Annotated in this window: 24 protein-coding genes and 1 pseudogene; 15 read left to right on the top strand and 10 right to left on the bottom strand. The window is 72.2% G+C overall.

Annotated elements, in window-relative coordinates:
- Positions 1–31 precede the first annotated feature (31 nt).
- A pseudogene (locus ACZ4U4_RS15075) lies at positions 32–1,054 on the bottom strand (chitinase); the annotation flags it as partial.
- Between the two features lie 290 nt (positions 1,055–1,344).
- Between ACZ4U4_RS15075 and ACZ4U4_RS15070 the strand changes: the two are divergent.
- From ACZ4U4_RS15070 to ACZ4U4_RS15000, 15 genes are all read left to right on the top strand, one after another.
- The gene (locus ACZ4U4_RS15070; protein ID WP_467873533.1) at positions 1,345–2,433 is read left to right on the top strand and encodes an NADH-quinone oxidoreductase subunit B family protein; all 1,089 of its coding nucleotides are present in this window, start codon (positions 1,345–1,347) and stop codon (positions 2,431–2,433) included.
- Positions 2,434–2,500: 67 nt separating this feature from the next.
- A complete protein-coding gene (locus ACZ4U4_RS15065) occupies positions 2,501–4,282 on the top strand; it encodes a nickel-dependent hydrogenase large subunit (protein ID WP_467873530.1) in 1,782 nt (593 codons plus the stop codon).
- Entirely contained in the window at positions 4,279–4,818 is a 540-nt protein-coding gene (locus tag ACZ4U4_RS15060) for a hypothetical protein (protein WP_467873528.1), read from the top strand. Before ACZ4U4_RS15065 ends, ACZ4U4_RS15060 begins: the two co-directional genes overlap by 4 nt.
- Positions 4,815–5,477, top strand: coding sequence for a DUF5947 family protein (locus ACZ4U4_RS15055; protein ID WP_467873525.1), 663 nt, complete (start codon positions 4,815–4,817; stop codon positions 5,475–5,477). Before ACZ4U4_RS15060 ends, ACZ4U4_RS15055 begins: the two co-directional genes overlap by 4 nt.
- Positions 5,474–6,145, top strand: coding sequence for a DUF6084 family protein (locus ACZ4U4_RS15050; RefSeq protein WP_467873522.1), 672 nt, complete (start codon positions 5,474–5,476; stop codon positions 6,143–6,145). The genes ACZ4U4_RS15055 and ACZ4U4_RS15050 overlap by 4 nt, the downstream gene beginning before the upstream one ends.
- A complete protein-coding gene (locus ACZ4U4_RS15045; protein ID WP_467873519.1) occupies positions 6,142–7,575 on the top strand; it encodes a hypothetical protein in 1,434 nt (477 codons plus the stop codon). Before ACZ4U4_RS15050 ends, ACZ4U4_RS15045 begins: the two co-directional genes overlap by 4 nt.
- Entirely contained in the window at positions 7,572–8,114 is a 543-nt protein-coding gene (locus tag ACZ4U4_RS15040; protein WP_467873517.1) for a hydrogenase maturation protease, read from the top strand. The genes ACZ4U4_RS15045 and ACZ4U4_RS15040 overlap by 4 nt, the downstream gene beginning before the upstream one ends.
- A 16-nt stretch (positions 8,115–8,130) precedes the next feature.
- Positions 8,131–8,241 (top strand): DUF6893 family small protein, encoded by a 111-nt coding sequence (locus ACZ4U4_RS15035; RefSeq protein ID WP_467873514.1) that lies wholly within the window; start codon positions 8,131–8,133, stop codon positions 8,239–8,241.
- A gap of 164 nt (positions 8,242–8,405) precedes the next feature.
- Positions 8,406–8,795 carry a hydrogenase maturation nickel metallochaperone HypA/HybF gene (locus ACZ4U4_RS15030; protein WP_467873511.1) on the top strand — a complete coding sequence of 130 codons (390 nt, stop codon included), beginning with the start codon at positions 8,406–8,408 and terminating at the stop codon, positions 8,793–8,795.
- A gap of 4 nt (positions 8,796–8,799) precedes the next feature.
- Complete coding sequence (hypB, locus tag ACZ4U4_RS15025; protein ID WP_467873508.1) at positions 8,800–9,549, top strand: hydrogenase nickel incorporation protein HypB; 750 nt, start codon at positions 8,800–8,802, stop codon at positions 9,547–9,549.
- Positions 9,546–11,927, top strand: coding sequence for a carbamoyltransferase HypF (hypF, locus tag ACZ4U4_RS15020; RefSeq protein WP_467873505.1), 2,382 nt, complete (start codon positions 9,546–9,548; stop codon positions 11,925–11,927). The genes hypB and hypF overlap by 4 nt, the downstream gene beginning before the upstream one ends.
- 32 nt (positions 11,928–11,959) lie before the next feature.
- Complete coding sequence (locus tag ACZ4U4_RS15015; protein ID WP_467873502.1) at positions 11,960–12,307, top strand: HypC/HybG/HupF family hydrogenase formation chaperone; 348 nt, start codon at positions 11,960–11,962, stop codon at positions 12,305–12,307.
- Positions 12,304–13,428 (top strand): hydrogenase formation protein HypD, encoded by a 1,125-nt coding sequence (gene hypD / locus ACZ4U4_RS15010; protein ID WP_467873499.1) that lies wholly within the window; start codon positions 12,304–12,306, stop codon positions 13,426–13,428. Before ACZ4U4_RS15015 ends, hypD begins: the two co-directional genes overlap by 4 nt.
- Positions 13,421–14,506 (top strand): hydrogenase expression/formation protein HypE, encoded by a 1,086-nt coding sequence (gene hypE / locus ACZ4U4_RS15005; RefSeq protein WP_467873496.1) that lies wholly within the window; start codon positions 13,421–13,423, stop codon positions 14,504–14,506. The genes hypD and hypE overlap by 8 nt, the downstream gene beginning before the upstream one ends.
- 225 nt (positions 14,507–14,731) lie before the next feature.
- Positions 14,732–15,415, top strand: a complete 684-nt coding sequence (locus ACZ4U4_RS15000) for a hypothetical protein (RefSeq protein WP_467873494.1) — start codon at positions 14,732–14,734, stop codon at positions 15,413–15,415.
- A gap of 98 nt (positions 15,416–15,513) precedes the next feature.
- Here the strand turns inward: ACZ4U4_RS15000 and ACZ4U4_RS14995 are convergent, their stop codons facing one another.
- The 9 genes from ACZ4U4_RS14995 to ACZ4U4_RS14955 all read right to left on the bottom strand — a co-directional run bounded on the left by ACZ4U4_RS14995 (position 15,514) and on the right by ACZ4U4_RS14955 (position 24,047).
- Positions 15,514–16,005 carry a hypothetical protein gene (locus ACZ4U4_RS14995; protein ID WP_467873492.1) on the bottom strand — a complete coding sequence of 164 codons (492 nt, stop codon included), beginning with the start codon at positions 16,003–16,005 and terminating at the stop codon, positions 15,514–15,516.
- Between the two features lie 40 nt (positions 16,006–16,045).
- On the bottom strand, positions 16,046–17,284 hold the full coding sequence (locus tag ACZ4U4_RS14990) for a putative T7SS-secreted protein (protein WP_467873489.1): 1,239 nt from the start codon (positions 17,282–17,284) through the stop codon (positions 16,046–16,048).
- Between the two features lie 48 nt (positions 17,285–17,332).
- Positions 17,333–17,635 carry a hypothetical protein gene (locus tag ACZ4U4_RS14985; RefSeq protein WP_467873487.1) on the bottom strand — a complete coding sequence of 101 codons (303 nt, stop codon included), beginning with the start codon at positions 17,633–17,635 and terminating at the stop codon, positions 17,333–17,335.
- Between the two features lie 1,066 nt (positions 17,636–18,701).
- Positions 18,702–19,529, bottom strand: coding sequence for an alpha/beta fold hydrolase (locus ACZ4U4_RS14980; protein ID WP_467873484.1), 828 nt, complete (start codon positions 19,527–19,529; stop codon positions 18,702–18,704).
- Positions 19,530–19,673: 144 nt separating this feature from the next.
- Positions 19,674–20,714, bottom strand: coding sequence for an SDR family oxidoreductase (locus ACZ4U4_RS14975; RefSeq protein WP_467873481.1), 1,041 nt, complete (start codon positions 20,712–20,714; stop codon positions 19,674–19,676).
- A gap of 30 nt (positions 20,715–20,744) precedes the next feature.
- Positions 20,745–21,995: a beta-ketoacyl-[acyl-carrier-protein] synthase family protein gene (locus ACZ4U4_RS14970; protein ID WP_467873479.1), complete on the bottom strand. Its 1,251-nt coding sequence runs from the start codon at positions 21,993–21,995 to the stop codon at positions 20,745–20,747.
- A complete protein-coding gene (locus ACZ4U4_RS14965; protein WP_467873477.1) occupies positions 21,992–22,273 on the bottom strand; it encodes an acyl carrier protein in 282 nt (93 codons plus the stop codon). The genes ACZ4U4_RS14970 and ACZ4U4_RS14965 overlap by 4 nt, the downstream gene beginning before the upstream one ends.
- An 18-nt stretch (positions 22,274–22,291) precedes the next feature.
- Positions 22,292–23,539, bottom strand: a complete 1,248-nt coding sequence (locus tag ACZ4U4_RS14960; protein ID WP_467873474.1) for an aspartate aminotransferase family protein — start codon at positions 23,537–23,539, stop codon at positions 22,292–22,294.
- Between the two features lie 61 nt (positions 23,540–23,600).
- On the bottom strand, positions 23,601–24,047 hold the full coding sequence (locus ACZ4U4_RS14955; protein WP_467873471.1) for a type II toxin-antitoxin system RatA family toxin: 447 nt from the start codon (positions 24,045–24,047) through the stop codon (positions 23,601–23,603).
- Positions 24,048–24,051: the final 4 nt, after the last annotated feature.

Genomic DNA, 24,051 nt, shown 5'->3' with positions numbered 1-24,051 from the left:
TGCCGGCCGGACGTGCGGACCCGTCTCACCCGGTGGCCTGGGCGAACTTCACCGAGTAGGCGGTGAAGTCGTACGCACCCTGCGGCACGCTGCTGCACGTACCGGAGGTCCGGCCGTTGTTGTCCGGCGGGGTGCACTGGCGGTCGCGGTTGACGGACCAGTTGGTCAGGCGCGCCATGTGGTGGGCGGTCGCGAAGTCCAGCACCTTCTGGAAGTCCGCCTGGGTGAAGTACTCCCCGGTGTCGCTGCGGCCGTTCATCTGGGAGATGCCCTCGTGGGCGTAGGCGGTGGCCTCGTCCCAGCCGAAGGTGGACCGCAGGAGCGCGTGGAACTTCACCAGCGCCGACGTCTGGGTGTCCGCCCCGTTGAAGCCGCCGTCGAACGGCATGATGGAGAAGTTGTCCGGGGTGAAGGACTGGGACCGCGCCTCGTTCAGCATCTGCTTGCCGAACCAGCCGGTGCCGTCCGCCGTCCCCGCCGTGGTGACCGAGAGATAGAGTCCGGGGTTCTTCTGCTGGAGGATCTTGGCGGCGCCGATCTCGTTGTGGATGGCGGCGGTGTTCTCGTACTCCGGCTCCTCCAGGTCGAAGTCGAGCGCCTTGAGGGCGTACTTGTCGATCACCTTCTGGTACGCGGCGGCCGTCGCCTCGGGGGTGGAGCACGCCTGCCCGAGCTTGGTGCCGTTGTAGCCGCCGATCGAGGCGGAGACGTCGCCGCCCTTCGCCCGGATCGCGGAGATCACCCCGGCGACCGCGGTGTCCGACCCCACCGGGCTCGTGCCGTCCCACGTGGGCGTACAGCCGCCGCCGTTCGGCGCCAGGACGAAGGCGAGCTGGAAGCTCTTGAGGCCGGTGGCGGCCATCACCGCCGTGGCGTCCGGCGGGTCGTTGTCGAGCGGCATGAGATAGGGCGCGGCCGCGTACCAGTTGCTGCCCAGGGCCTGCGGCCGCGGGGCGGTGGGGTGACCCGCGGCGAGCGCCGTACCGGCGGCGGTGAGCGCGAGGCAGACCGCGGCGGTGACGGCGCCGAAGGCGCGGGCGTGACGGGTGGGCACATGACCTCCCAGGGAATGGAGATGGTCCAGACCAATTGCCCCATAGCGTGAACCCGGTCCCGGGGCACGTCAACACTTCGGACCGGACCGGACGGGGGAGTGCCGCGTGCGCGGACCCGTGCCCCGGCGGGCCGGGCGGCGCCCCGCCCCCCCCCCGGACTGCCGCACGGGCATCACTGGACTGCCCCGCTCGACGGCATCACGCGGCGTGTCTGCTGCTATCACGGGCAGCAGGCACGTTATCTGCCTTATGCGGCCTTTCTGCCCCGGTCCCCAGAGGAGGCATCCTCATGGATGCAGCACCATCGGCTCCGAACGGCTCCACCGCCCCGCCCTCCGCCGGTACGGAGGAGGCGGCGCCGATCCACATCCTCTGGATCAACGCCGGTCTGAGCTGCGACGGCGACTCCGTGTCGCTGACCGCCGCCACCCAGCCCAGCATCGAACAGATCGCCCTCCAGGGGCTGCCCGGTCTGCCCAAGATCGCCGTCCACTGGCCGCTGATCGACTTCGAGTGCGGTCCGGTCCAGGGCGCGGACGCCTTCATCGAATGGTTCTTCAAGGCGGAGCGCGGCGAGATCGAACCGTTCGTCCTGGTCGTCGAGGGCTCCATCCCCAACGAGGCGATCAAGGCCGAGGGGTACTGGTGCGGCTTCGGCGACGACCCCACGACCGGCCAGCCGATCACCACCAGCGAATGGATCGACCGCCTCGCCCCCAAGGCCCTCGCCGTCGTCGCCATCGGCACCTGCGCCACCTACGGCGGAATCCACGCCATGGAGGGCAACCCCACCGGTGCGATGGGCGTCCCCGACTACCTCGGCTGGGACTGGAAGTCGGGCGCCGGCGTCCCGATCGTCTGCGTCCCCGGCTGCCCCATCCAGCCGGACAACTTCGCCGAGACCCTGACCTACCTCCTGTACCAGGCGGCGGGCTCGGCCCCGATGATCCCGCTGGACGACAAGCTGCGCCCCACCTGGCTGTTCGGCGCCACCGTCCACGAGGGCTGCGACCGCGGTGGCTACTACGAACAGGGCGAGTTCGCCACCACCTACGACTCGCCGAAGTGCCTGGTCCGGCTGGGGTGCTGGGGGCCGACCGTGAAGTGCAACGTCACCAAGCGCGGCTGGATGGACGGGATCGGCGGCTGCCCCAACGTCGGCGGCATCTGCATCGCCTGCACCATGCCCGGCTTCCCCGACAAGTTCATGCCGTTCATGGACCCGCCGCCCGGCGGCCTCGTCTCCAGCACCGCCAGCGGTCTCTACGGCAGCGTCATCCGCAGGCTGCGCCGCATCACCCTCGACACGCTCGACAAGGAACCGCGCTGGCGCCACACCGGCACCGAACTCACCACCGGCTACCGCGCCCCGTGGTGACGCCCCCGTCGCCACCCGATCCGACCGACCTCCCCGCTTGACGAAGGTGAAGGGCACCGCAGACACGATGGCACCGACGACGAAGACCGCGGACGGCAGCGGACTGACCGAGATGTCCTGGGACCCGATCACCCGGATCGTGGGCAGCCTCGGCATCCACACGAAGATCGACTTCAAGCAGAAGCGGGTGGCGGAGTGCTACAGCACCTCGTCGATCTTCCGCGGCTACAGCGTCTTCATGCGCGGGAAGGACCCCCGCGACGCCCACTTCATCACCAGCCGCATCTGCGGGATCTGCGGGGACAACCACGCCACCTGCTCGGTGTACGCGCAGAACATGGCGTACGGCGTGAAGCCGCCGCACCTCGGCGAGTGGATCATCAACCTCGGTGAAGCCGCGGAGTACATGTTCGACCACAACATCTTCCAGGAGAACCTGGTCGGGGTCGACTACTGCGAGAAGATGGTCCGCGAGACCAACCCCGGCGTCCTCGACCTCGCCGAACGCACCGAGGCGCCGCACGCCGCCGAGCACGGCTACCGCACCATCGCCGACATCATGCGCTCCCTCAACCCGCTGGAAGGCGAGTTCTACCGCGAGGCGCTCCAGGTCAGCCGCTACACCCGGGAGATGTTCTGCCTGATGGAGGGGCGGCACGTCCACCCCTCCACGCTCTACGCCGGTGGCGTCGGCACCGTCGCCTCCGTCCAGCTCTTCACCGACTACCTCAGCCGCCTGATGCGCTATGTCGAATTCATGAAGCGCGTCGTCCCGCTCCACGACGACCTCTTCGACTTCTTCTACGAGGCGCTCCCCGGCTACGAGGAGGTCGGCCGCCGCCGCGTCCTGCTGGGCTGCTGGGGCGCGCTCAACGACCCCGACCACTGCGACTTCACCTACCGCAACATGACCGACTGGGGCCGGCGGATGTACGTCACCCCCGGCATCATCGTGGACGGCAAGCTCGTCACCAACGACCTCACCGAGATCAACCTCGGCATCCGCATCCTGCTCGGCAGCTCCTACTACGACGACTGGGCGGGCCAGGAACAGTTCGTCACCCACGACCCGCTCGGCAACCCCGTCGACCCGCGCCACCCCTGGAACCAGCACACCATCCCCGCCCCGCAGAAGCGGAACTTCGAGGACAAGTACAGCTGGGTGATGTCCCCGCGCTGGTTCGACGGCAAGGAGCACCTCGCCCTCGACACCGGCGGCGGACCCCTCGCCCGCCTGTGGTCCACCGCGCTGTCCGGGCTCGTCGACTGCGGCTACGTCAAGTCCACCGGCCACAGCGTCGTCATCAACCTGCCGCGCTCCCTGACCAAGCCGGAGACCAGCTTCGAGTGGAAGATCCCGCGGTGGAGCAACGCACTGGAGCGCAACCGCGCCCGGACCTACTTCCAGGCGTACACCGCCGCGCTGGCCCTGCACTTCGCCGAGAAGGCGCTCGACGAGGTCCGCGCCGGACGCACCCGGACCTGGGAGAAGTTCGAAGTGCCCGACGAATCCATCGGCTGCGGCTTCACCGAGGCGGTCCGCGGCGTCCTCTCCCACCACATGGTGATCCGGGACGGCAAGATCGCCAACTACCACCCGTACCCGCCGACCCCCTGGAACGCCAGCGTCCGCGACAGCTACGGCACCCCCGGCCCGTACGAGGACGCCGTCCAGAACACCCCGATCTTCGAGGAGAACCCGCCGGAGAACTTCAAGGGCATCGACATCATGCGCGCCGTCCGCAGCTTCGACCCCTGTCTGCCGTGCGGCGTCCACATGTACGTCGGCGGCGGCCGCACCGTCCAGGAGACGCATCTGCCCACCGGACTGAGCGGACTGGCCGGATGAGCGCCGAGGAGACCGCCCGCCGCGTCGAGGCGGTGCTCGACCGCCTCGCCGCCCACGACGACCCCGACGTCGGCGCCGCGGCGGAGGAACTCGTCCGCGTCCTGATGGAGTTCTACGGCACCGGACTCACCCGCCTCCTCACCCTCGTCTCCGCCGCGGACGGCACGCCCCCGCCCGCGCTCCTCGACGACGCCTGCGTCGCCGGACTGCTGGTCCTGCACGGACTGCACCCCGAGGACGCCGCCGCCCGGATCGCCCGGGCGCTGCGCACCGCGGGCGCCCCCGACGCCGTCGTCGAGGAGTTCGACGAGACCACCGGCGCGCTGCGGCTGCGCCAGGAGGGCGGCGGCTGCGCCGGTACCGCCGACGCCACCCGGCAGCGCATCGAGGCCGCCCTGGCCTGCCACGCACCGGAGGTGACCGGCGTCGACCTCCAGCAGGCAGCCGCCGCACCGCCGTTGCTGCAGATCGGCACCCGTCCGCCGGAGCCCGTCCCGGCGGGCGCCGCCCCCGACGGCCGGAGCGCGGCGCCGTGACCGCGCCGCACCCCGCCCGGCACCGCCCGGGACCCGCACCGCGCGGACTGCACCGCTTCACCCGGCCCCGGCCCCCGGCGCCGGAACGCTGCGACCTGTGCGGCACCGCCCTGGACACCGGCCACCGCCACCTCGTCGACACCACCCGGCGCTCCCTCGCCTGCGCCTGCCCGCCCTGCGCCCTGCTCTTCGACCGGTCCGGCGCGGGCGGCGGCCGGTTCCGCACGGTGCCCGACCGGGTCCTCACCGACCCCGGCTCCGCACCGTCCGCCGCCGCCTGGGCCGCGCTGCACATCCCCGTCGCCCTCACCTTCTTCTTCCGCAACTCCACGCTCGGCCGCCCGATCGCCCTCTGCCCCAGCCCCGCGGGCGCCACCGAGACCGAGATCGACCCCGCCGCCTGGGACACCGCCTTCGCCGACTCCCGCCTCGCCGCACTGCTCGCACCGGACGTCGAGGCGCTCCTGGTCCGGCGCACCGGCGACGCGGCCGTCTGCTACCTCGTACCGGTCGACACCGCCTACGAACTGGTCGGCCGGATGCGGCTCCACTGGACCGGCTTCGACGGCGGGGCCGAGGCCCGCGCCGCCCTCGACGCCTTCTTCGCCGCGCTGGCCGAACGGGCCACCGCACTCCCGAAGGAGGCGGCCCACCCGTGAGCGACCTCGCCTTCTCCTGCACCGGCGTCCGCGCCGATCCGTACGCCGCGGGCCCCACCCTCGTCTTCCGGCTGCGCATCACCGCCTCCGGACCCGAGCGGGTGCACGCCCTCGCGCTCCGCTGCCAGCTGCGCATCGAACCGGCCCGGCGCCGCTACACCGACGCCGAGGCGGCACACCTCGGCGACCTCTTCGGCGAGCGGGAGCGCTGGGGCGCCACCCTCAACCCGCTCCAGTTCGCCCAGGTCTCCGTGGTCGTCAACGGCTTCACCGGCGAGACCGAGGTGGATCTGCCGGTGCCCTGCACCTACGACACCGACATCGCCTCCGCCAAGTACTTCGCCGCCCTCGACACCGGCGAGGTCCCGCTGCTGCTCCTCTTCTCCGGTACGGCCTTCCGCGGCGCGGGCGGCTTCCGGGTGCAGCCGGTGCCCTGGGACCGGGAGGCGGTCTGCCGGATGCCGGTGACCGTCTGGCGGGACATGATCGAGCAGCACTTCCCCGGCTGCGGCTGGCTGCGCCTGTCCCGCACCGCCATGGAAGCCCTCGGCGCCTACCGCTCCCGCCGCGCCCTGCCGTCCTGGGAGGAGACCGTCCGCACGCTCCTCGCCGAGGCGGAGCAGGGCGCGCACCCCCTGCCCGCACGCCCCCGGGAGGCCCTGTCATGACGTCCGCCGCGCCCGCGACGGAGGACCTGTTCGCCCACGCCCGCCAGATCGCCGACGCCGTCCTGCTGGAGGGCTATGTGCTCTACCCGTACCGGGCGTCGGCGGCGAAAAACCGGATGCGCTGGCAGTTCGGCGTCCTCGTCCCGCCCAAGTGGCCCGGGGCCGCCGCCGAACACACCCTCCAGCGCACCGAATGCCTGCTGGAGCCCCACGGCAACCCGTCCCTCCACGCCCAGGTCCGCTTCCTGCACGCCCAACGCCGCACCGTCCAGCGGGCCTTGCCCGACGGCACCTACGAGACCGTGGAGGCGCTGGAGCTGCCGGACCGTGTCCTCCGCCCCTGGGACGAGGGCGTGATCGAGCAGGTGGACCTCACCGCGGAGCTGTCCGACCTCATCGGCGACGGGGTGCGGCTGCCCTTCACCCTGCCGGTCCATGAGGAGAGCGAGCCGCTGTACGACGGCGGACGCCTGATGGGACGTCAGTTGCGACGCCGGGAGCGGGTGGCGGGAGAACTCCACCTGAGTGCCACCGAACTCGACGGCCCCTGCCGCCTGTTGCGGATCACCGCGACCGTCCGCAACACCGGCGACTGGCGCGGCGACGGCGGAGCGGACCGGGCGGCGGCCCTGCCGCACTCCCTGCTCTCCGCGCATCTGCTGCTCGGCGTCACCTCCGGCGCGTTCCTCTCGCCGACCGACCCGCCCGAGTGGGCGTCCGGCGCCGCCGCCGACTGCCGCAACGTCCACACCTGGCCCGTCCTGGCGGGCGCCGACGGCACCGCCCGTACCGTCCTGTCCTCCCCGATCATCCTGGAGGACCACCCGCGGATCGCCCCCGAGAGCCCCGGCGTCCTCTACGACGCCACGGAGATCGACGAGATCCTCGCGCTGCGCACCGCCGCCCTCACCGACCAGGAGAAACGCGAGGCCCGCGGCACCGACGACCGGGCCGCCGCCGTCATCGACCTCGCCGACTCGATGCCGCCCGAGGTGCTGGAGCGGCTGCACGGCGCGGTCCGCGCACTGCGCGAGGTCACCGGCGACGGACCGCCCCCGCCGCCCGACCGGCCCGCCGCCGCACCCCCCGACCCGTTCGACGGCGACACCGGCGGCGCCCCCTGGTGGGACCCGGCCGCCGACGCCGCCGTCGACCCGGTCCGCGACCGCGTCCTCGTCGACGGCACCCCCGTCGGCGCCGGCAGCCGCGTCGCGCTCCGTCCCGGACCGCGGCGCACCGACGCCCAGGACCTGTTCCTGCACGGCCGCACCGCGGTGGTGGAGGCGGTGCTGCACGACGTGGACGGCGGGGTGCACCTCGCCGTCACCGTGGACGGCGACCCCGGCGCCGACATCCGCCGGGAACAGGGCCGCTTCCTCTACTTCCAGCCCGACGAACTCACCCCGCTCGCCACCGTGGAGGACGGATGACCGCCGCCCCGCCCCGCGTCCTCGTGGCCGGTATCGGCAACATCTTCCTCGGCGACGACGGCTTCGGCGTGGAGACCGTCCGCCGCCTCGCCGCACAGCCGCTGCCGCCGGGCACCGAACTCGCCGACATCGGCGTCCGCGGCGTCCACCTCGCCTACCGGATGCTCGACGGCTACGACACCGTCGTCCTGGTGGACGCCGTCCCCGGCGACGGCCCGCCCGGCACCCTCCACCTCATCGCACCCGACGCCGCCGGGCCGCCCGCGGGCCAGGTCGCCGTGGACGGCCACCACATGACACCGGACGCGGTCCTGGCGCTGCTGGACCACCTGAGCGAGACCACCGGCGGCGGCCGGCCACGCCGGGTGCTCGTCGTCGGCTGCGTCCCGGCCGACCTGGACGAGGGCATCGGCCTCAGCGCCCCGGTGGCAGCCGCCGTCGACGAGGCCGTCCACCTGCTCACCACACTGCTGCACGAGGCCACCGACACCCCTGCCGGAGCACCCGAACCCGCGGGCGGACCCGCGGCCCGCACCTGACACGAAGGAGGACCCCATGCGGAAGGTTCTGCTGGCGGCCGCGGCACTCGCCGCCGTCGCCGCCGCGGCCGGCGCCGTCGCCCTGCTGCCCGACATCAAGCGCTATCTGCGCATCCGGTCCATGTGACGGACGCGCGCCCGCCGCCGGTCCGCGCCGCCGCCCGAACGGCCCACGGCGCGGCACCGACGGCGGCGTGGCGCCCCGCCCGCCGCCACCGCGCCCCCTGTAATGGCACCGGCCGCGCAGCCGGACGGCGGGCGCGGTCCGGCACGCGATCCGGAGTGAGGCCGATGCACGAGATGTCCCTCGCGGTGGCGGTGGTGGAGCAGGTGGACGGCGCCCTGCGGGACGAGCCGCCCGGCACCGTCGAGACCGTCCGCCTCCAGGTCGGCGAACTGGCCGGGGTCGTCCCCGACGCCCTGCATTTCTCCTTCACCCTCGCCTGCGAGGGAACCGCCCTCGAAGGCGCCGCCCTGCACATCGACACCGTGCCGGGACGCGCCCGCTGCACCCCGTGCGGCGCGGAGTGGGCCACCGGCATACCGCCCCACCTGCACTGCCCGGCCTGCCGCTCCACCGCAGCCGCCCTCGTCGCGGGCCGCGAGCTCCAGATCGTCAGCGTGCACCGGACCGACCACGGCGTCGTCCCCGCCCCCGCATCCGCATCCGAGGAGAACTGAAGCCATGTGCCGCGTCGTCGACCTCCAGCAAGCCGTGCTCGCCGAGAACGACCGGCGCGCCCGGACCCTCCGCACCGAACTCGCCGCCCGCGGCACCACCGCCGTCAACCTGCTCTCCAGCCCCGGCAGCGGCAAGACCGCGCTGCTGGAGGCCGAACTCACCCTCGCCCGCACCCGCGGCATCCCGGTCGCCGCCCTCACCGCCGACCTGGCCACCGAGAACGACGCCCGGCGCCTGGGCCGTTCCGGCGCCCCGGTCAAGCAGGTCCTCACCGACGGGCTCTGCCACCTGGAGGCGGAGATGCTCCGCGGCCACCTCGAGGGCTGGCTGCCGGACGGCACCCGCGTCCTGTTCGTCGAGAACGTCGGCAACCTCGTCTGCCCCGCCACCTACGACCTCGGCGAAACCCTGCGGGTGGCGCTCTGCTCGGTCACCGAGGGCGAGGACAAACCGCTGAAGTACCCGACCGCCTTCGGCCTCGCCCATCTCGTCCTGGTGACCAAGAGCGACCTCGCCGACGCCGTCGGCTTCGACGAGAGCGCCTTCCGCGCCCACGTCCAGCAGATCAACCCCGGCGTGGAGACCGTCCTCACCTCCACCCGCACCGGCGAGGGCGCCGGCGTCCTGCTGGAGCACGCGCTCGCCGCCCACGGCAACGCCCCCGCCCACCGCCCCGTGATGGCCCGTCAGGCCCCGTCCCGGGAACACCACCACACCCACCACCACGACGGCGCCGTGCCCAGCCACTCATGACCGTGACCGGGGAGACGGTCGCGGCGCCGCCCGCGGCCGAACGCCGCCGGGTCACCGTCCGCGGCGTCGTCCAGGGCGTCGGCTTCCGCCCGTTCGTCTTCACCCTCGCCGCGGAACTGGGCCTGACCGGCCACGTCGGCAACACCGGTGACGGTGTGGTCGCCGAGGTCGAGGGCGCGCCCGGCGCACTCGCCGCGTTCTGCCGCCGGATCGGCACCGACGCACCGCCGCTGGCCGTCGTCGAATCCGTCACCCACACCCCGCTCCCGGCGGACGGCACCACCGGCTTCCGCATCGCCGCCACCGCCACCGGCGACCGCGCCCGCACCCTCATCGCCCCCGACACCGCCACCTGCGCGGACTGCCTCGCCGAACTGACCGACCCCGCCGACCGCCGCTACCGGCACCCCTTCCTCACCTGCACCCACTGCGGCCCGCGCTTCACCATCGTCACCGCCCTGCCCTACGACCGGGCCACCACCACCATGGCCGGCTTCCCGATGTGCGCCCGCTGCGCCCGCGAGTACGCCGACCCCGCCGACCGCCGCTTCCACGCCCAGCCCATCGCCTGCCACGACTGCGGTCCCCGGCTGACGCTGCGCCGCCACCCGGGGACCGCCGACGCCTGCGCCGACCCGGTCGCCGGGGCCCGCCGGATGCTCGCCGACGGCGCGATCCTCGCGGTCAAGGGCCTCGGCGGCTACCACCTGGCCTGCGACGCGACCCGGGAGGCCGGTGTGCGGCTGCTGCGGGAGCGCAAGGCGCGCGGCGGCAAACCGTTCGCCGTCATGGCCCGCGACCTCGCCGCCGTCGACGGACTCGTCCACCTCTCCGCCGCCGAACGTGACCTGCTCACCGGCAGCCGCCGCCCCATCGTCCTGCTCCGCCGACGGGACGCGGCCGACCGCCCGCCGCACGCCCCGCACCTCGCCGACGCCGTCGCCCCCGGCAGCCCCGACCTCGGCGTCATGCTGCCCTACACCCCCCTGCACCACCTGCTGTTCGGCCTGCCGGGCGACCCGCCGGGGCCCGCGCTGCTCGTCATGACCAGCGGCAACCGCGGCGGGGAGCCCATCGTCACCGACGACGCGGACGCCCTCACCACCCTCGCCCCGCTCGTCGACGGCTGGCTCACCCACGACCGGCCCATCCACGTACCCTGCGACGACTCCGTGGTCCGCATGGTCGACGGGGCGCCGGTACTGCTGCGCCGCTCCCGCGGCTACGCCCCCGCCGCGCTGCCGCTGCCCGTGCCCGTCGCCCCCGCGCTCGCCGTCGGCGGCGACCTCAAAAACGTCCTCTGCCTCGGGGAGGGGCGCCGCGCCTGGCTCTCCGCCCACATCGGCGACATGGACCATCCGGCGACCCTCACCGCCGCCGACCGCGCCACCGCCCACCTCGCGGACCTCACCGGCGTCCGCCCCCGCCACGTCGTCGCCGACCGGCACCCCGGCTACCGCTCCCTGGGCCGCGCCCGCCGCGCCGCCGGAACCGGCGACGTACGGCAGGTCCAGCACCACCACGCCCATATCGCCTCCGCCATGGCCGAACACGGCCTCGACGGCAGCCGGAAGGTGATCGGCGTCGCCTTCGACGGCACCGGCTACGGCGACGACGGCACCGTCTGGGGCGGCGAATTCCTCCTCGCCGACTACGACGGTTACCACCGCTTCGCCCACCTCGCCCACGTCCCGCAACCCGGCGGCGACGCCGCCGTCCGCCACCCCTACCGGATGGCCCTCGCCCATCTGCACGCCGCCGGCCTGCCCCACGACCCCGGCCTGCCCTGTGTCCGCGCCTGCCCACCGGACCAACTCCCGCTGCTGCAACGGCAGTTGACGCTCGGCCTGAACTGCGCCCCCACCTCCAGCATGGGCCGCCTCTTCGACGCCGCCGCCTCCCTGACCGGCCTCTGCCACACCGCCGGATACGAGGCCCAGGCCGCCGCCACCCTCGAAGCGGCGGCCGCCCGCGCCGGTGACCCCGTACCGCACGAGCCGCCGCCGGGGCCCGCCTTCACCCTGCGCGCCACCGCGGCGGGCCCGCTGGCCGCCGACCCCACGCCGCTCCTCGCCGCCCTCGCCGACGGAGTACGCGCAGGCGTCCCCGCCGAGCGGCTCGCGGCCCGCTTCCACCACGCCGTCACCGCACTGGTCGGCCGGGTCTGCGCCGCCGCCCGCGACCGGCACGGACTCGACACCGTCGCCCTGACCGGTGGCGTCTTCGCCAACCGGCTGCTCGCCACGGAGTGCGCCCGCACCCTGCGCGCGGCGGGCTTCACCGTGCTGCGCCACCGGCTCGTCCCGCCCGGCGACGGCGGACTGGCACTCGGCCAGCTGATGGTCGCCGCCCGCCACGGCGCACCCACCGCCCCCTGAACCACCCGACCCCGCAGAGCGAGGAGAACCCCATGTGTCTCGCGGTACCCGGCAAGGTGCTGGAGATCCGGCAGCGCGACGGTACGCGCATGGCCACCGTCGACTTCGGCGGCGTCCACAAGGACGTCTGCCTGGAATACCTGCCGGATCTCGCGGTCGGGGAGTACGCCATCGTGCACGTCGGCTTCGCCCTCCAGCGGCTGGACGAGGAATCGGCCCGGCAGACCCTCGCCCTCTTCGAGGATCTCGGCCTGCTGGAGGAGGAGTTCGGCGACCCGTGGGAAGCGGCCGCCGCCGAGCGGGGAAGTACCGGGAGCGGGACCGGCGCGCCGCCCGGCGGCCGGGCCACGGCGGACACGGCGCGGGAGGCGCAGCGGTGAAGTACCTGGAGGAGTTCCGCAACCCGGACCTGGCACGGCGGCTGCTCGACGACATCCACGCCACCGTCACCCGGCCCTGGGCCCTGATGGAGGTCTGCGGCGGCCAGACGCACACCATCATCCGCCACGGCATCGACCAACTCCTGCCGGACCAGGTCGAGTTGATCCACGGCCCCGGCTGCCCGGTCTGCGTCACCCCGCTGGAGGTCATCGACAAGGCCCTGGAGATCGCCTCCCGCCCGGACGTGATCTTCTGCTCCTTCGGCGACATGCTGCGGGTCCCCGGCACCGACCGCGACCTCTTCCGCGTCCGCAGCGAGGGCGGCGACGTCCGCGTCGTCTACAGCCCGCTGGACGCCCTCAAGGTCGCCCGGGAGAACCCGGACAAGGAAGTCGTCTTCTTCGGCATCGGCTTCGAGACCACCGCACCGCCCAATGCCATGACGGTGCATCAGGCCCGCCGCCTCGGCATCCGCAACTTCAGCCTGCTCGTCTCGCACGTCCGGGTCCCCCCGGCCATCGAGGCGATCATGCGCTCCGCCGACTGCCGCGTCCAGGGCTTCCTCGCCGCCGGGCACGTGTGCAGCGTGATGGGCGTGGACGAGTACCCGGAACTGGCCGACCGCCACCGCGTCCCCATCGTCGTCACCGGCTTCGAACCGCTCGACATCCTCGAAGGCGTCCGCCGCGCCGTACAGCAGCTGGAACGCGGCGAACACCGCGTCGACAACGCCTACGCCCGCGCCGTCCGCCCCCGGGGCAACCCCGCCGCCCAGGCGATGATCGCCGACATCTTCGAGGTCACCGACCGCTCCTGGCGCGGCATCGGCACCATCCCCGACAGCGGCTGGCGACTCTCCCCGCGCTACCGCGAGTACGACGCCGAGCACCGTTTCGCCGTCACCGGCATCACCACCGAGGAACCCGCCGCCTGCCGCAGCGGCGATGTCCTCCAGGGCCTGATCAAGCCCCATCAATGCCCCGCGTTCGGCACCGACTGCACCCCGCGCACCCCGCTCGGCGCCACCATGGTCTCCAGCGAGGGCGCCTGCGCCGCCTACTACCTCTACCGCCGGCTCTCCACCCCCACCGCGCCACCGGAGGCGATCCCCGTTGTCTGACACCACCCTGCCCCCGGCCGCGCCCCCGGCCCCGGACTTCTCCGGCTGGACCTGCCCCGCCCCGCTCCGCGACCACCCGCGGATCGTCATGGGACACGGCGGGGGAGGGGTGCTCTCCGCCGAACTCGTCGAGCATGTCTTCGCGCCCGCGTTCGGCGGCCCGGCGCTCGCCCCGCTCGCCGACTCCGCCGCGGTGACGCTGGGCGGCGCCCGGCTGGCCTTCTCCACCGACTCCTACGTGGTGCGGCCGCTGTTCTTCCCCGGCGGCAGCATCGCCGACCTCGCGGTCAACGGCACCGTCAACGACCTCGCCATGAGCGGCGCCCGCGCCGCCTACCTCTCCTGCGGCTTCATCCTGGAGGAGGGCGTGGAGACCGCGCTGGTCGCCCGGGTCGCCGAGGCGCTGGGCGCCGCCGCGCGGACCGCGGGCGTGGAGATCGCCACCGGCGACACCAAGGTCGTCGAGGCCGGTCACGGCGACGGCATCTACCTCAACACCGCCGGCATCGGCCTCATCCCGGACGGCGTCGACATCCGCCCGCAGCGCGCCACCCCCGGCGACGCCGTCCTCGTCAGCGGGCCGATCGGCGAACACGGCATCGCGGTGATGAGCGTCCGGGAGGGCCTGGAGTTCGGCGTCGGCGTGGAGAGCGACTGCGCCGCACTGGGCGGGCTCGTCGAGGCGATGCTCGCCGTCACCCCGGACCTGCACGTCCTGCGCGACCCCACCCGCGGCGGACTGGCCACCGCCCTAGGCGAGATCGCCGCCGCCGCCTCGGTCGGCGTGGTCCTCGACGAACGCACCCTGCCGGTCCCCGACCCGGTCGCCAACGCCTGCGCGGTGCTCGGCCTCGACCCGATGTACGTGGCGAACGAGGGCAAGCTCGTCGCCTTCGTCCCCCGCACCCACGCCGACGCCGTACTGGCGGCGATGCGCAACCACCCGCTCGGCACCGGCGCCACCCTCATCGGCGAATGCGTCCCCGACCACCCCGGCATGGTCGTCGCCCGCACCGGCCTCGGCGGCACCCGCATCGTCGACCTGCCCCTGGGGGAGCAACTGCCTCGAATCTGCTGAACAGGGGGGCCGGGACCCGCCACCCGGGGCGGGCCCGGCCCGAACTCTTCGGCACCGGCAACCACGACCTGGCACTGTGGTGACCTCCGGTAATGCGTGGCGGTCGCTGGCGAAGCAATACCGAGAAAGCCCCCGTTCACCGTTCACCGGTCAAAATGCCGTCGGCTTGACCGGGTTTGGGTCGGGGATGTGCTTTGAGGGGCGGCGTCCGCCATACTCGGGCGCATGGACGAGGTGTTGGAAGTGCTTGTCCCTACCTGCGCGTACCTGTTCGCGGCCGCAATCTTCGGCTTTGTCGGCTATATGTGGTGGTGGGGGAAGAAGACGTTCGAGCGAAGCGAACAGCAGAGGGGGGAAGTTGTTCGGCTCGCAGAACAGCGTGGGTGGAGTTACGCCCAGTCCGCGCAAGGGGAGGGCGATGCTTATTTCGCCGGTAAGACCGTCAACGAGACCGTCTACGACTATGTTTCCGGCGAGTTTCGCGGGCGTTCCTTCTGCTGCTTCGAGTACCGCCACCGGGGAACCAGCCAGTCGGAAAGAACGCAATACACCGTCCTGTTCGCGGTGACCACACCGGACTCCGTTCCCTATACGACGATCAAGCGGCGTCGCCCCTTGGACACAGTGGAGGCCCGTCTTTTCCGTCATGGCGAGGTCGTAGCTCTGGGTACCCCCTTGTTTGATGAAAAATTTCGGGTCATCAGCGCCGACGGGAACGTCGCGCGGCACCTGCTGACCGACGGTCTGGTGAGGTTCCTCACCTCCGACCCTCGGGCCGAAAAGGAGGCGCTCCGCTTCCAGCGGAACGCGGTGGTCACCTCATTCAAGGGGCGGCTGCGTGCGGAGCATGTCGAGGCGAAACTGGATTACCTGTGCGATGTGTTGGACCGCCAGGGCGCGGTGGCGTGAGCACGCATCGACGGCTCAGGGGGTAGTCATGAGTGAGCTCCACACCCATCGGTTTCGGCGGTGTGGAGCTCACTCGTTGGCGCCGCGGCGCACGAAAACTATTCGGCTGCGGAATCCGCTGGGCGGATTGACCGGACGAATTCCTTGAAGTCGTCCTCGACCTGAGCGATTTGTGTCGTCTTGGCCGTCAATACCAATTCGATCACCGCACGCTCGGTCGGGTCGTGGATGTCCTGCATCACCAGATAGACCTGACTCTGGACCAGGTCCAGCAGTCGCCCGTGCAGCGAGGTGGAGATCCGCAGCGTCTGGGTGAGTGCGGGTGCCTCGGGGGTCCCCACCTCGGTGCGATTGGCGACGCTCACCGTCGCTGCCTCGCGCAGCCGCTGAACCGACTCATCGCCGATTGTCGTCAGATCGATGGTGTCCCGCATCTTTCCGGCGATGGTGATGTTTGCGGTGAATCCGTCGCGTGATGCCGGGTGGAGTGCGATGAATGCGACTCCAGGCGCTCCCACCTCGTCGGGTGGCGCTGGTTGCCATCCTTCTGGCAGTGAAAATTCAATCTTTACCGGCAGTGTGGTCGCCATGGTGAAATCAACTCCGTGAGGTATGGAACCGAGGCTACTATCAGCCGAAGGGATTGAGCGATGTCAGACCGTCTCCCACCGCGTCGAGGCCGTCGCCGATCGCGTCCGCGGCATCGCTGACCGTATCCACGACCTTGTGCGGATCGATCTCGATCTGCCCGCCGACCTTGCCACCGAGCCCGAGTCCGACACCCGCCGAGCCGCCGATGACGAATTTGCCGTCCTTCATGCCCGCATCCACATGGGCCTCGGCGCCGACTCCGGCCCACCCTTCGGCCGTGGCGCCGGCCCCGATACCGCCGACATCCGCATGCCCGCTCGCCGTTGCCTTGGCGCCGGCGAAGGCTTCGGCGCCCAGGTGCGCGCCCTGCTTGCCCACGGACGCCGTTGCCGACGCGTCCAGCCCGGCGAAAGCCGAGGCGTCGCCCTTGGCTGCAAAGGGGCCGTTCTCGTAGCCGCCTTCGGCGGACGCTTTGGCGAGGTAGGCGGTCCCGCCGACTTTCGCCTCGACGCTGCCGTCTTTGTAGGAAGCTCCCGCGGTACCCTCGGCTCCGAGGAGCTTGACTCCGGCCTTTCCGCTGAGTTTTCCGTCGCCGACCTGCTTTTCGCCCTCGGCTTCGGCACCCCAGACGCTCGCTTCGCCCTTCCGCTCCCACAGTTTGACCTCTGGCCCGTGCTTATTGCCATCGGGCTGGTCAGGGCTTGTACCGAAGGGCCTGTTCCTGCTCCACCGTCTGCTGGGATCGGTTATCGACTTGCCTTCCTTCTCCCAGAAGGTCTGGCTGCCTTTCCCCGATTCTTTCTGCTGCTCGGCGACTTCCCCGGCCCTGGTCAGCCAGCTGGGTGCGTTGGAGGCGCCACCGGAAAGATCCTTCAGCTTCTTCCTTGCTGTGTCAGCCTCTTCCTTCAGGGATTGCCGAGCGGCATTCAGGACGGTTCGGGCTTGGTCTTCGTCGCCGCCCTCCCACAGGTCGATCGCATCCGCCGCCTGCTGCTGCGCTCCGCTGAGCGCTGAGGCGTACTTGCTCACTGCCGAGGCTGCATCGGACATGGCATCGGCGGCGTAGAGCCAGTTCTTCTTCTCGCCCGAGAACTTCTCCCAGAACTGATCGCTGGCCTTTCCGGACCAGGTGGAGATGCGTACACCGCCCAGTTGGGTGCCGGTGTCCTCGAATTTTCCCGACGCTTTTCTCAGCGAGTCCGCGACATTTTCCAGGTCCCCGGTGTTGCCAGGAATCAGCTCCTTGGGGTCCTTGGTTTCCCCCAGTTTTGCCGCCACGCCTATCCCCGTTTCCCGCCTGCTGCTTTTGTCATCCTGTGTCGTGCCCTATGAATGCAGGCGCCCACCCGCAAAGGCATCAGCTTGCTCGTAGTTGCGGGCTGTGATCTTGAGGTGATCTGCAGCGTCGACCGAACGGTCACCGAGGCTCAGGTAGGCCACGGTCCATGTGCTGCAGAATTTTTGGAACTCCCCGGAGAGGAGCACGTCGCTCTGTTCGGAACCGTCGAAACCCTTGGACATCGCCTCGAAGTCGACATCTTCTGCCGGCTTCAGGCATTTAAGGATGTCCGAAGCGCCGCTCCTGAGGTCTTCCGGTTCAGCGCTGAAGCCGTCGCCACTTATCGTCACGCTTGAATCACTGCCCCCCCTGAACGCATGCCAACGAGAAGCGAGTTGGCACTGCGGGAGACCGTATCACTTTCCGTGTATCGGCTGTCGGCGCAGGGTGGTTGGGGTGTTACCGCTGTAACTTGCCCTAAATAGCAGGAAAATTGCGGAAGTTGATTTGTTGACGGATGGGTTGAAAGCTGACTTCCCTGCCTGCCGGATGGATAGGGCCCCGACCGGGCGAGGCCCACATCGCCAAGGCGGGAGGTGAGGAGGCCCTTCTGTATTCGGACTTGGGCGGTTCAGCCTGAACCCCTGTCCGCCGTCCCCTGACAGTCCGCGATCCGCCGCAAAGGTCTCGTTGGTCGTGGTGCCGCCGGGGGATTTCCAGGCAGCGGCCCGAGTGTGCCGACGGCCGCGAGGGCGGTCAGCAGCCGGCGTCGTCGGCGGCCTGCGAGCAGCCGGTGGAGTGCGCGTCGGGCGGCCTGATCCCCATGCACGCATGGTGGTACCCCGGTGAGCCGGTGGGGACGTGAAACACAACCAGGCCAGACGGCAAAGGAATTCGCCCCACCACCCGGCGCCGCGTCACGAACCGCAGCCCGGCACCCCCGCCCGACCCGGCTCCGGTACGGGCTCCTCGTCAGGCTCCGGTGGTTCGGGGGCCGGATGCATCGGGTCCTGTGGGCCCGGGGGTGGTGGGTGTGGGGCGTCCGGGTCCGGTTGGAGTGGTGGTTCGCGGGGTGGTGTGGGCCACGGGTACGGCGCCGGTTGCGCCGGGGTGCCGGCGAGTGGGACGGGCAAGGTGAGGCGCATCTCTCCTCCTGTCCGGGACGGTCTGCACCGTGTGCGGGGCACCGGACCGCGTACGCGTCAACCGGGGCGGCGGCCTCCGACGTGCCCGGGCCCGGCCTCACCTCCCACTGTGCGCCACCGCGTCCGGGCCCGCGACAAGGGACGCCCCGCACCGGGCCCGCGGCAAGGGGCGCCCCGCACCGGGCCCGCGGCAAGGGGCGCCCCGCACCGGGCCCGCGGCAAGGGGCGCCCCGCAAACCGGCACCGGGTGCCGCCGCGGACGGCGGGGGCCTCACCCGGTGAGGAAGTCCAGCAGATCCCTGGTGAACCTCTCCTTGTCCCCGGGGACGAGCGCGATGCCGTGCGAGCCGCCCTCGTAGATCTTGAGCGTGGCGCCGGGGATGAGCCCGGCGGTCTTCCGGCCGGTCGCGTCGAGCGGCACGATCTGGTCGTCGTCGCCGTGCACCACGAGCGTGGGGATGTCGAACCGCTTCAGGTCCTCGTGGAAGTCGGTGCCCCCGAAGGCGTCCACGCAGGCCACCCCGCCCTCGATCGTCTGCTGCAGCGCCATGTACCAGAAGGCGTCCTTGTTGCCTTCGGTGACCTTGCTGCCGGGGCGGTTCGCGGAGAAGAAGCTGACCGCGGCGTCCTTCCAGAACTGCGAGCGCTCGTGGAGGATGCCGTCCTTGAGACCGTCGAGCACGGTCTGCGGGACGCCCTCGGGGTTCTCGGGCCCCTGGCGCAGCAGCGGCGGGATCGCCGACAGCAGGACGGCGGAGCGGATCCGTCCGGTGCCGTGACGGCCGATGTACCGGGCCAGTTCGCCGCCGCCCATCGAGTGCCCGACCAGCGTGACATCGCGCAGGTCGAGCCGGGTGAGCAGATCGTCGAGGTCGTCGGCGAAGGTGTCGAAGTCGTAGCCGTCCCACACCGGGGTGGAGCGGCCGTGGCCCCGCCGGTCGTGGGCGATGCCCCGGAAACCGGCACCGGCCACCGCCTTGAGCTGGTCCTGCCAGGCGTCGCCGTTGAGCGGCCAGCCGTGGAGGAAGACCACCGGGCGGCCCTGCCCCCAGTCCTTGTAGAAGATCTCGACACCGTCGCGCGTCGTGCAGACAGGCATGGTTACGTCCCCTCTGATGGACGGGCCGGCCGGGCGACGGCACACCGTCACGACCCCGCACCGGCACGGGAGGGCACACCCCTCCCTCCCGCCATACTGCGAGCGGACCGCAACGGCGGCAAAGGGGGGAACGGGCCGCCCGCGCTACGCCCCGTCCCCGCCGCCGACCAGGGTCCACGGACGCGGGCTCGCCAGCGCCTGCCGGGGCCTGCTGCGGGCCCAGTGGCGGACGGACGCGGCCATCACCTCGCCCGGGTCGCGCACCGGAAGGGTGGGCGAGAAGGGTTCGGCCATGCTGGTGTAGCTCTGGAACATCGCGAGCAGATCGACCGCCTGCTGCTGCACCGGCGAGAGCCACTGCCGCGCCAACGGCAGGAAGAAGCGGTTCCAGCTCTCGGTGGAGACCGTCGGCGGGACGGCGACGGGGCCGGCGCCGTGGGCGGCCCGGAAGTCGTTGATGGTGGCGCAGCTGATCTCCACGAGGGTCCGCAGCCGCAGACCGGCCGCGCCCGCGGCAAGGGTCTCGGTGCGCGGCGCGTCCGGTGCGGGCCCCAGGGCCGCCGCCACGATCGCGTCGGCGACCTCGTCGAGCGGGCTGATCTCGGCGTAACCGTCCGGGTCACCGACGACGACCGCGGCCAGACCGGAGACCAGGGCCGGGAAGAGGGTGTACGGGCCGGAGAAGCGGGAGATGCGGCCGTCGGCGCGGTTGCCCATGATCAGCGGCGGCCGGATCACGGTCACCGGGCCACGGTGCTCGGTGGTGACGATCTCCTCGCAGACCGCCTTGGACCACTCGTAGCCGTTGCGGTAGCCCTCGAACTCCGGTCCGCGCAGATCCTCGGGGTTGCGTACGCCCCCGACGTAGGCGGTGGAGACATGGACGACATGGGTGTCGGGTCCGGCCAGCTCCAAGGCCGCGCGCAGGGGGCGGATGTTGGCGTCGGCGGCCTCGGCGCGGGTGAGCGTCCAGCGGGTCGAGGCGGCGGTGTGCACGATGACGTCCCAGGGGCCGGTCAGCTCCGGCGGCACCGGCCCGGCGCCCATGTCCCAGCGGACCAGGGGGGCGGGGGTGCGGCGGCGGGCGGTGCGGACGAGGACGGTGCCGCGGGGCGCGGTGGTGCGCAGGCGGTCGGTGACCTCGGTGCCGACTATGCCGGTCGCCCCGGTGAGGAGGATGCGCATGCCAGGTCTCCTTGGCGAGGTGGTGGTCGGTCAGGTCCCGGGGGTCAGCACGAGGCAGGCGTTCTGCCCGCCGAAGCCGAAGGAGTTGGACAGCACGGGGGCGCGCGCCACCCGCCGCGGCGCCCCGGCGACCACGTCGATACGGTCGGCCTCGGTGCAGTGGGTGAGGTTGGCGACCGGCGGTACGGTGCGGCGTCCGGCGCAGACGAGGGCGACCGCCGCCTCCAACGCCCCCGAGCCGCCTATGAGATGGCCGGTGACGCCCTTGATCGACGTCACCGGCGGCGCCTGCCCGGCGAAGGCGCGGTCGACAGCGGTGGCCTCGGCGCCGTCGTTGAGCCGGGTGGCGGTGCCGTGCGCGTTGACCTGCCCGATGTCGCCGGGGCGCAGCCCGGCGTCGGCTATCGCCCCGGCCATACAGGCGGCCGCGGCCGTCCCCTCCGGATGGGGTGCGGCGATGTGGAACGCGTCGGAGTTGGTCGCGTACCCGGCGACCTCCCCGTAGATCCGCGCACCGCGGGCGAGCGCCGCCTCACGCCGCTCCAGGACCAGGAGGGCGGCGCCCTCGCCCATCACGAAGCCGTCGCGGTCCGCGTCGAAGGGGCGGCTGGCCCGGGCGGGGTCGTCGTTGCGGAGCGACAGGGCCCGCATCCGGGCGAAGGCGCTGAGCACCACGGGGGTGATCGCCGAGTCGAAACCGCCGGTCACCACCGCGTCCAGCTCACCGTGCCGGATACGGCGCAGCGCCTCCCCGACAGCGTTGGTGCCGCTGGCGCACGCCGTGGTGTGGGTCAGACACGAGCCCAGGAAGCCGTACCGCATGGCGATCCGCGCGGCCGCGGAGTTGGCCATGATCCGCGGCACGGTGTGCACCGGCATCCCCATCGGATCGGCCCCGTGGTGGAGGGTGGTGGCCTCCATGGTGGGCAGCCCGCCGATGCCGACGCCGAGGTGGACACCGACACGGTCCGGCGGCAGCGGCGGCAGCTCCGCGTCGCGTACGGCGTCGACCGCGGCGCACAGGGCCAGTGCGGTGGGCCGGTCGATCTGCCGGAGTTCGCGCAGGCTGAGGGAGGACTCCGGGTCGAACTCCGGCACCCGGCAGGCGAAGCGCACCGCCGCCCGCTGCTCGACCAGGACGTCGACGGGGGCGGCGGCGGTCCCCGCGGCCGCCATGACGGCCGCGACCACCTCGTCGAGCGTGTTCCCGGCCGGGGTCCGCACGCCGATGCCGGTGACGACGGCGCGGGGGCGGCCGGCGTGATCCGGGGGAGGCGTCACCGGCCGGCCGTCCGCTCGGTCAGCAGGGTGATGGCGTGGCCGACGTTGTCGGCACGCATCAGGTCCTCGGGCGAGATCTGTACGCCGAGGGCCCGTTCGAGCTGGGCGCCGACGGCCATCAACTCCAGGCTGTCGACGCCGTGATCGGCCTCCAGGTCGGTGCTGTCGGAGATCTCGTCGGGCGTGGTGCCCAGGACGTCGGCGATGGTCGTCCGGACGATGTCGGCCAGCGAGCGGCCGGTGACGTCCGGGGTGAGGGGGGCCTGTGGGTCGGTCACGTCGTTCTCCTGATCGGGTCAGTCCGTGGTGAGGATGCGGCCCGCGTCGTCGAGGGCGGTGTCGAGAATGTCCAGGGCCCGGTCCAGCTCGGCGGCCGTGGTGGTCAGCGGGGGCAGCAGCCGTACGGTCGTGGGGCGGCTCAGGCAGGGCGAGACGAGCAGATCGGCGTTGGCCAGCCCGACGACGACCTCACCGGCGGCCTGCGGCGCGGTGAAGTCGATGCCCCACAGCAGCCCGCGGCCACGGAAACCGCTCATCACCCGCCCGTGGCGCGCCTGGAGAACGCGCAGCCCGGCGGCCAGCCGGTCGGCCAGGAACCGGCCGTGACCGGCCAGTTCCTCCACCGCGGCCAGTGCGGCGGGCAGTGCGGCACAGCTCAGCGGGTGCCCGCCGAACGTCGCCGAGTGCAGGAAGGGGTCGGCCGCCAGCGGCGCGTACAGCTCCTCCGAGCAGACCATCGCGGACAGCGGTACGACGCCGCCGCCGAGCGGCTTGCCGACGAGCACCGCATCGACGGGGAGCCCTTCGGCGAGCGCCACCGAACGCTCCCCGCAGCGCCGCAGACCGCACTGGATCTCATCCGCGATCACGAAGGCACCCTGCGCCTGCGCGTCCCGCGTCCACCGCCGCAGCACCTCGGGGGCGAGCGGTACGGCGCCGTTCTCCCCCTGGACGGGTTCGAAGACCAGCGCGGCGAACGGGCCCCGGGCACCCTCCCGGCGCACCGCGTCGGGGTCGTCGGGGTCGAGGTGGACGACGTCCGTGGTGCAGCCGCGCAGCCCCCTGCGGAACAGCGGGTGGTGGGTGAGGGCCAGCGCGCCGAGCGTCTTGCCGTGGAAGCCGCCGCGCACCGCCAGCACCCGGTCTTGGCCCGCGGCCAGCCGGGCGAGCTTGACCGCGATCTCCACGGCGTCGGCGCCGTTGAGCCCGAAGTAGACCTTGGGCAGCGCCCCGCCGAAGTACGCGACGAGAACGGCGGCGGCCTCGGCGCTCACCGGGTTGGCCAGGCTCCGGGTGGAGGTCGGCATCACCGCCAGCTGCCGCTGGACCGCGGCGACGACACCGGGGTGGCGGTGGCCCAGCAGGGTGACCGCGTACGAGCCGAAGTCCAGGGCCGAGCGGCCGTCGGAGAGGGTGACGCGGGAGCCCGACGCGGCGGATTCCACGGCGCCGCGGCCGGCGAACTTGCCGGTGAGGGCGAGCTTGGGCGACTGGTGCCGGCGCAACCGCTCGAACACCGCGGTGGCCTGGGACGGATCGGTCATGTGCGGCCTCCTGGACGGGGACGGCGGGCGGGCGGTGCCGGTCGGACGGCGGCGGTCCGGGTCACGCGGCGCCGGTCAGGCGGCGTTCCAGCGCCGTGAGCATCTGCTCGGCGTTCTCCCGCAGTGCGGTGGCGGCGACGGGGTTGAGCATCTCGGCGAGCAGCGGGATCCCGATGTCGAACTCGACATGGAGGGACACCAGGCTGCCGCCGTCCTCGGCCGGGCGGATCGCCCAGTGGCCGACGAAATGCGCCAGATCGCCGCTGACCTGGTGGAAGTCGAAGCGGCGGGCCTCCTCGTCGATCCGCTCGGCCTCGGTCCATTCGAGGACCGACCCCTTGAGCCGCACGGACCAGGCGGTGGTCCGCTCCTGCGGCCCGCGCTGCTCGACGACGGTGATGGACCGGACGCTGTCCATGCACGCGGGATAGCTCTCGACATCGACGACCGCCTCCCAGCTCCGGTCCGGCGGGGCGGCGATGTGCAGCTCTACTGCGACGCGGGGCATGAGG

The organism is Streptomyces sp. NPDC029159 (genome assembly GCF_055564055.1).
The sequence above is the reverse complement of the archived record's forward strand: the minus strand, read 5'-3'. Positions and strand labels throughout refer to the sequence as shown.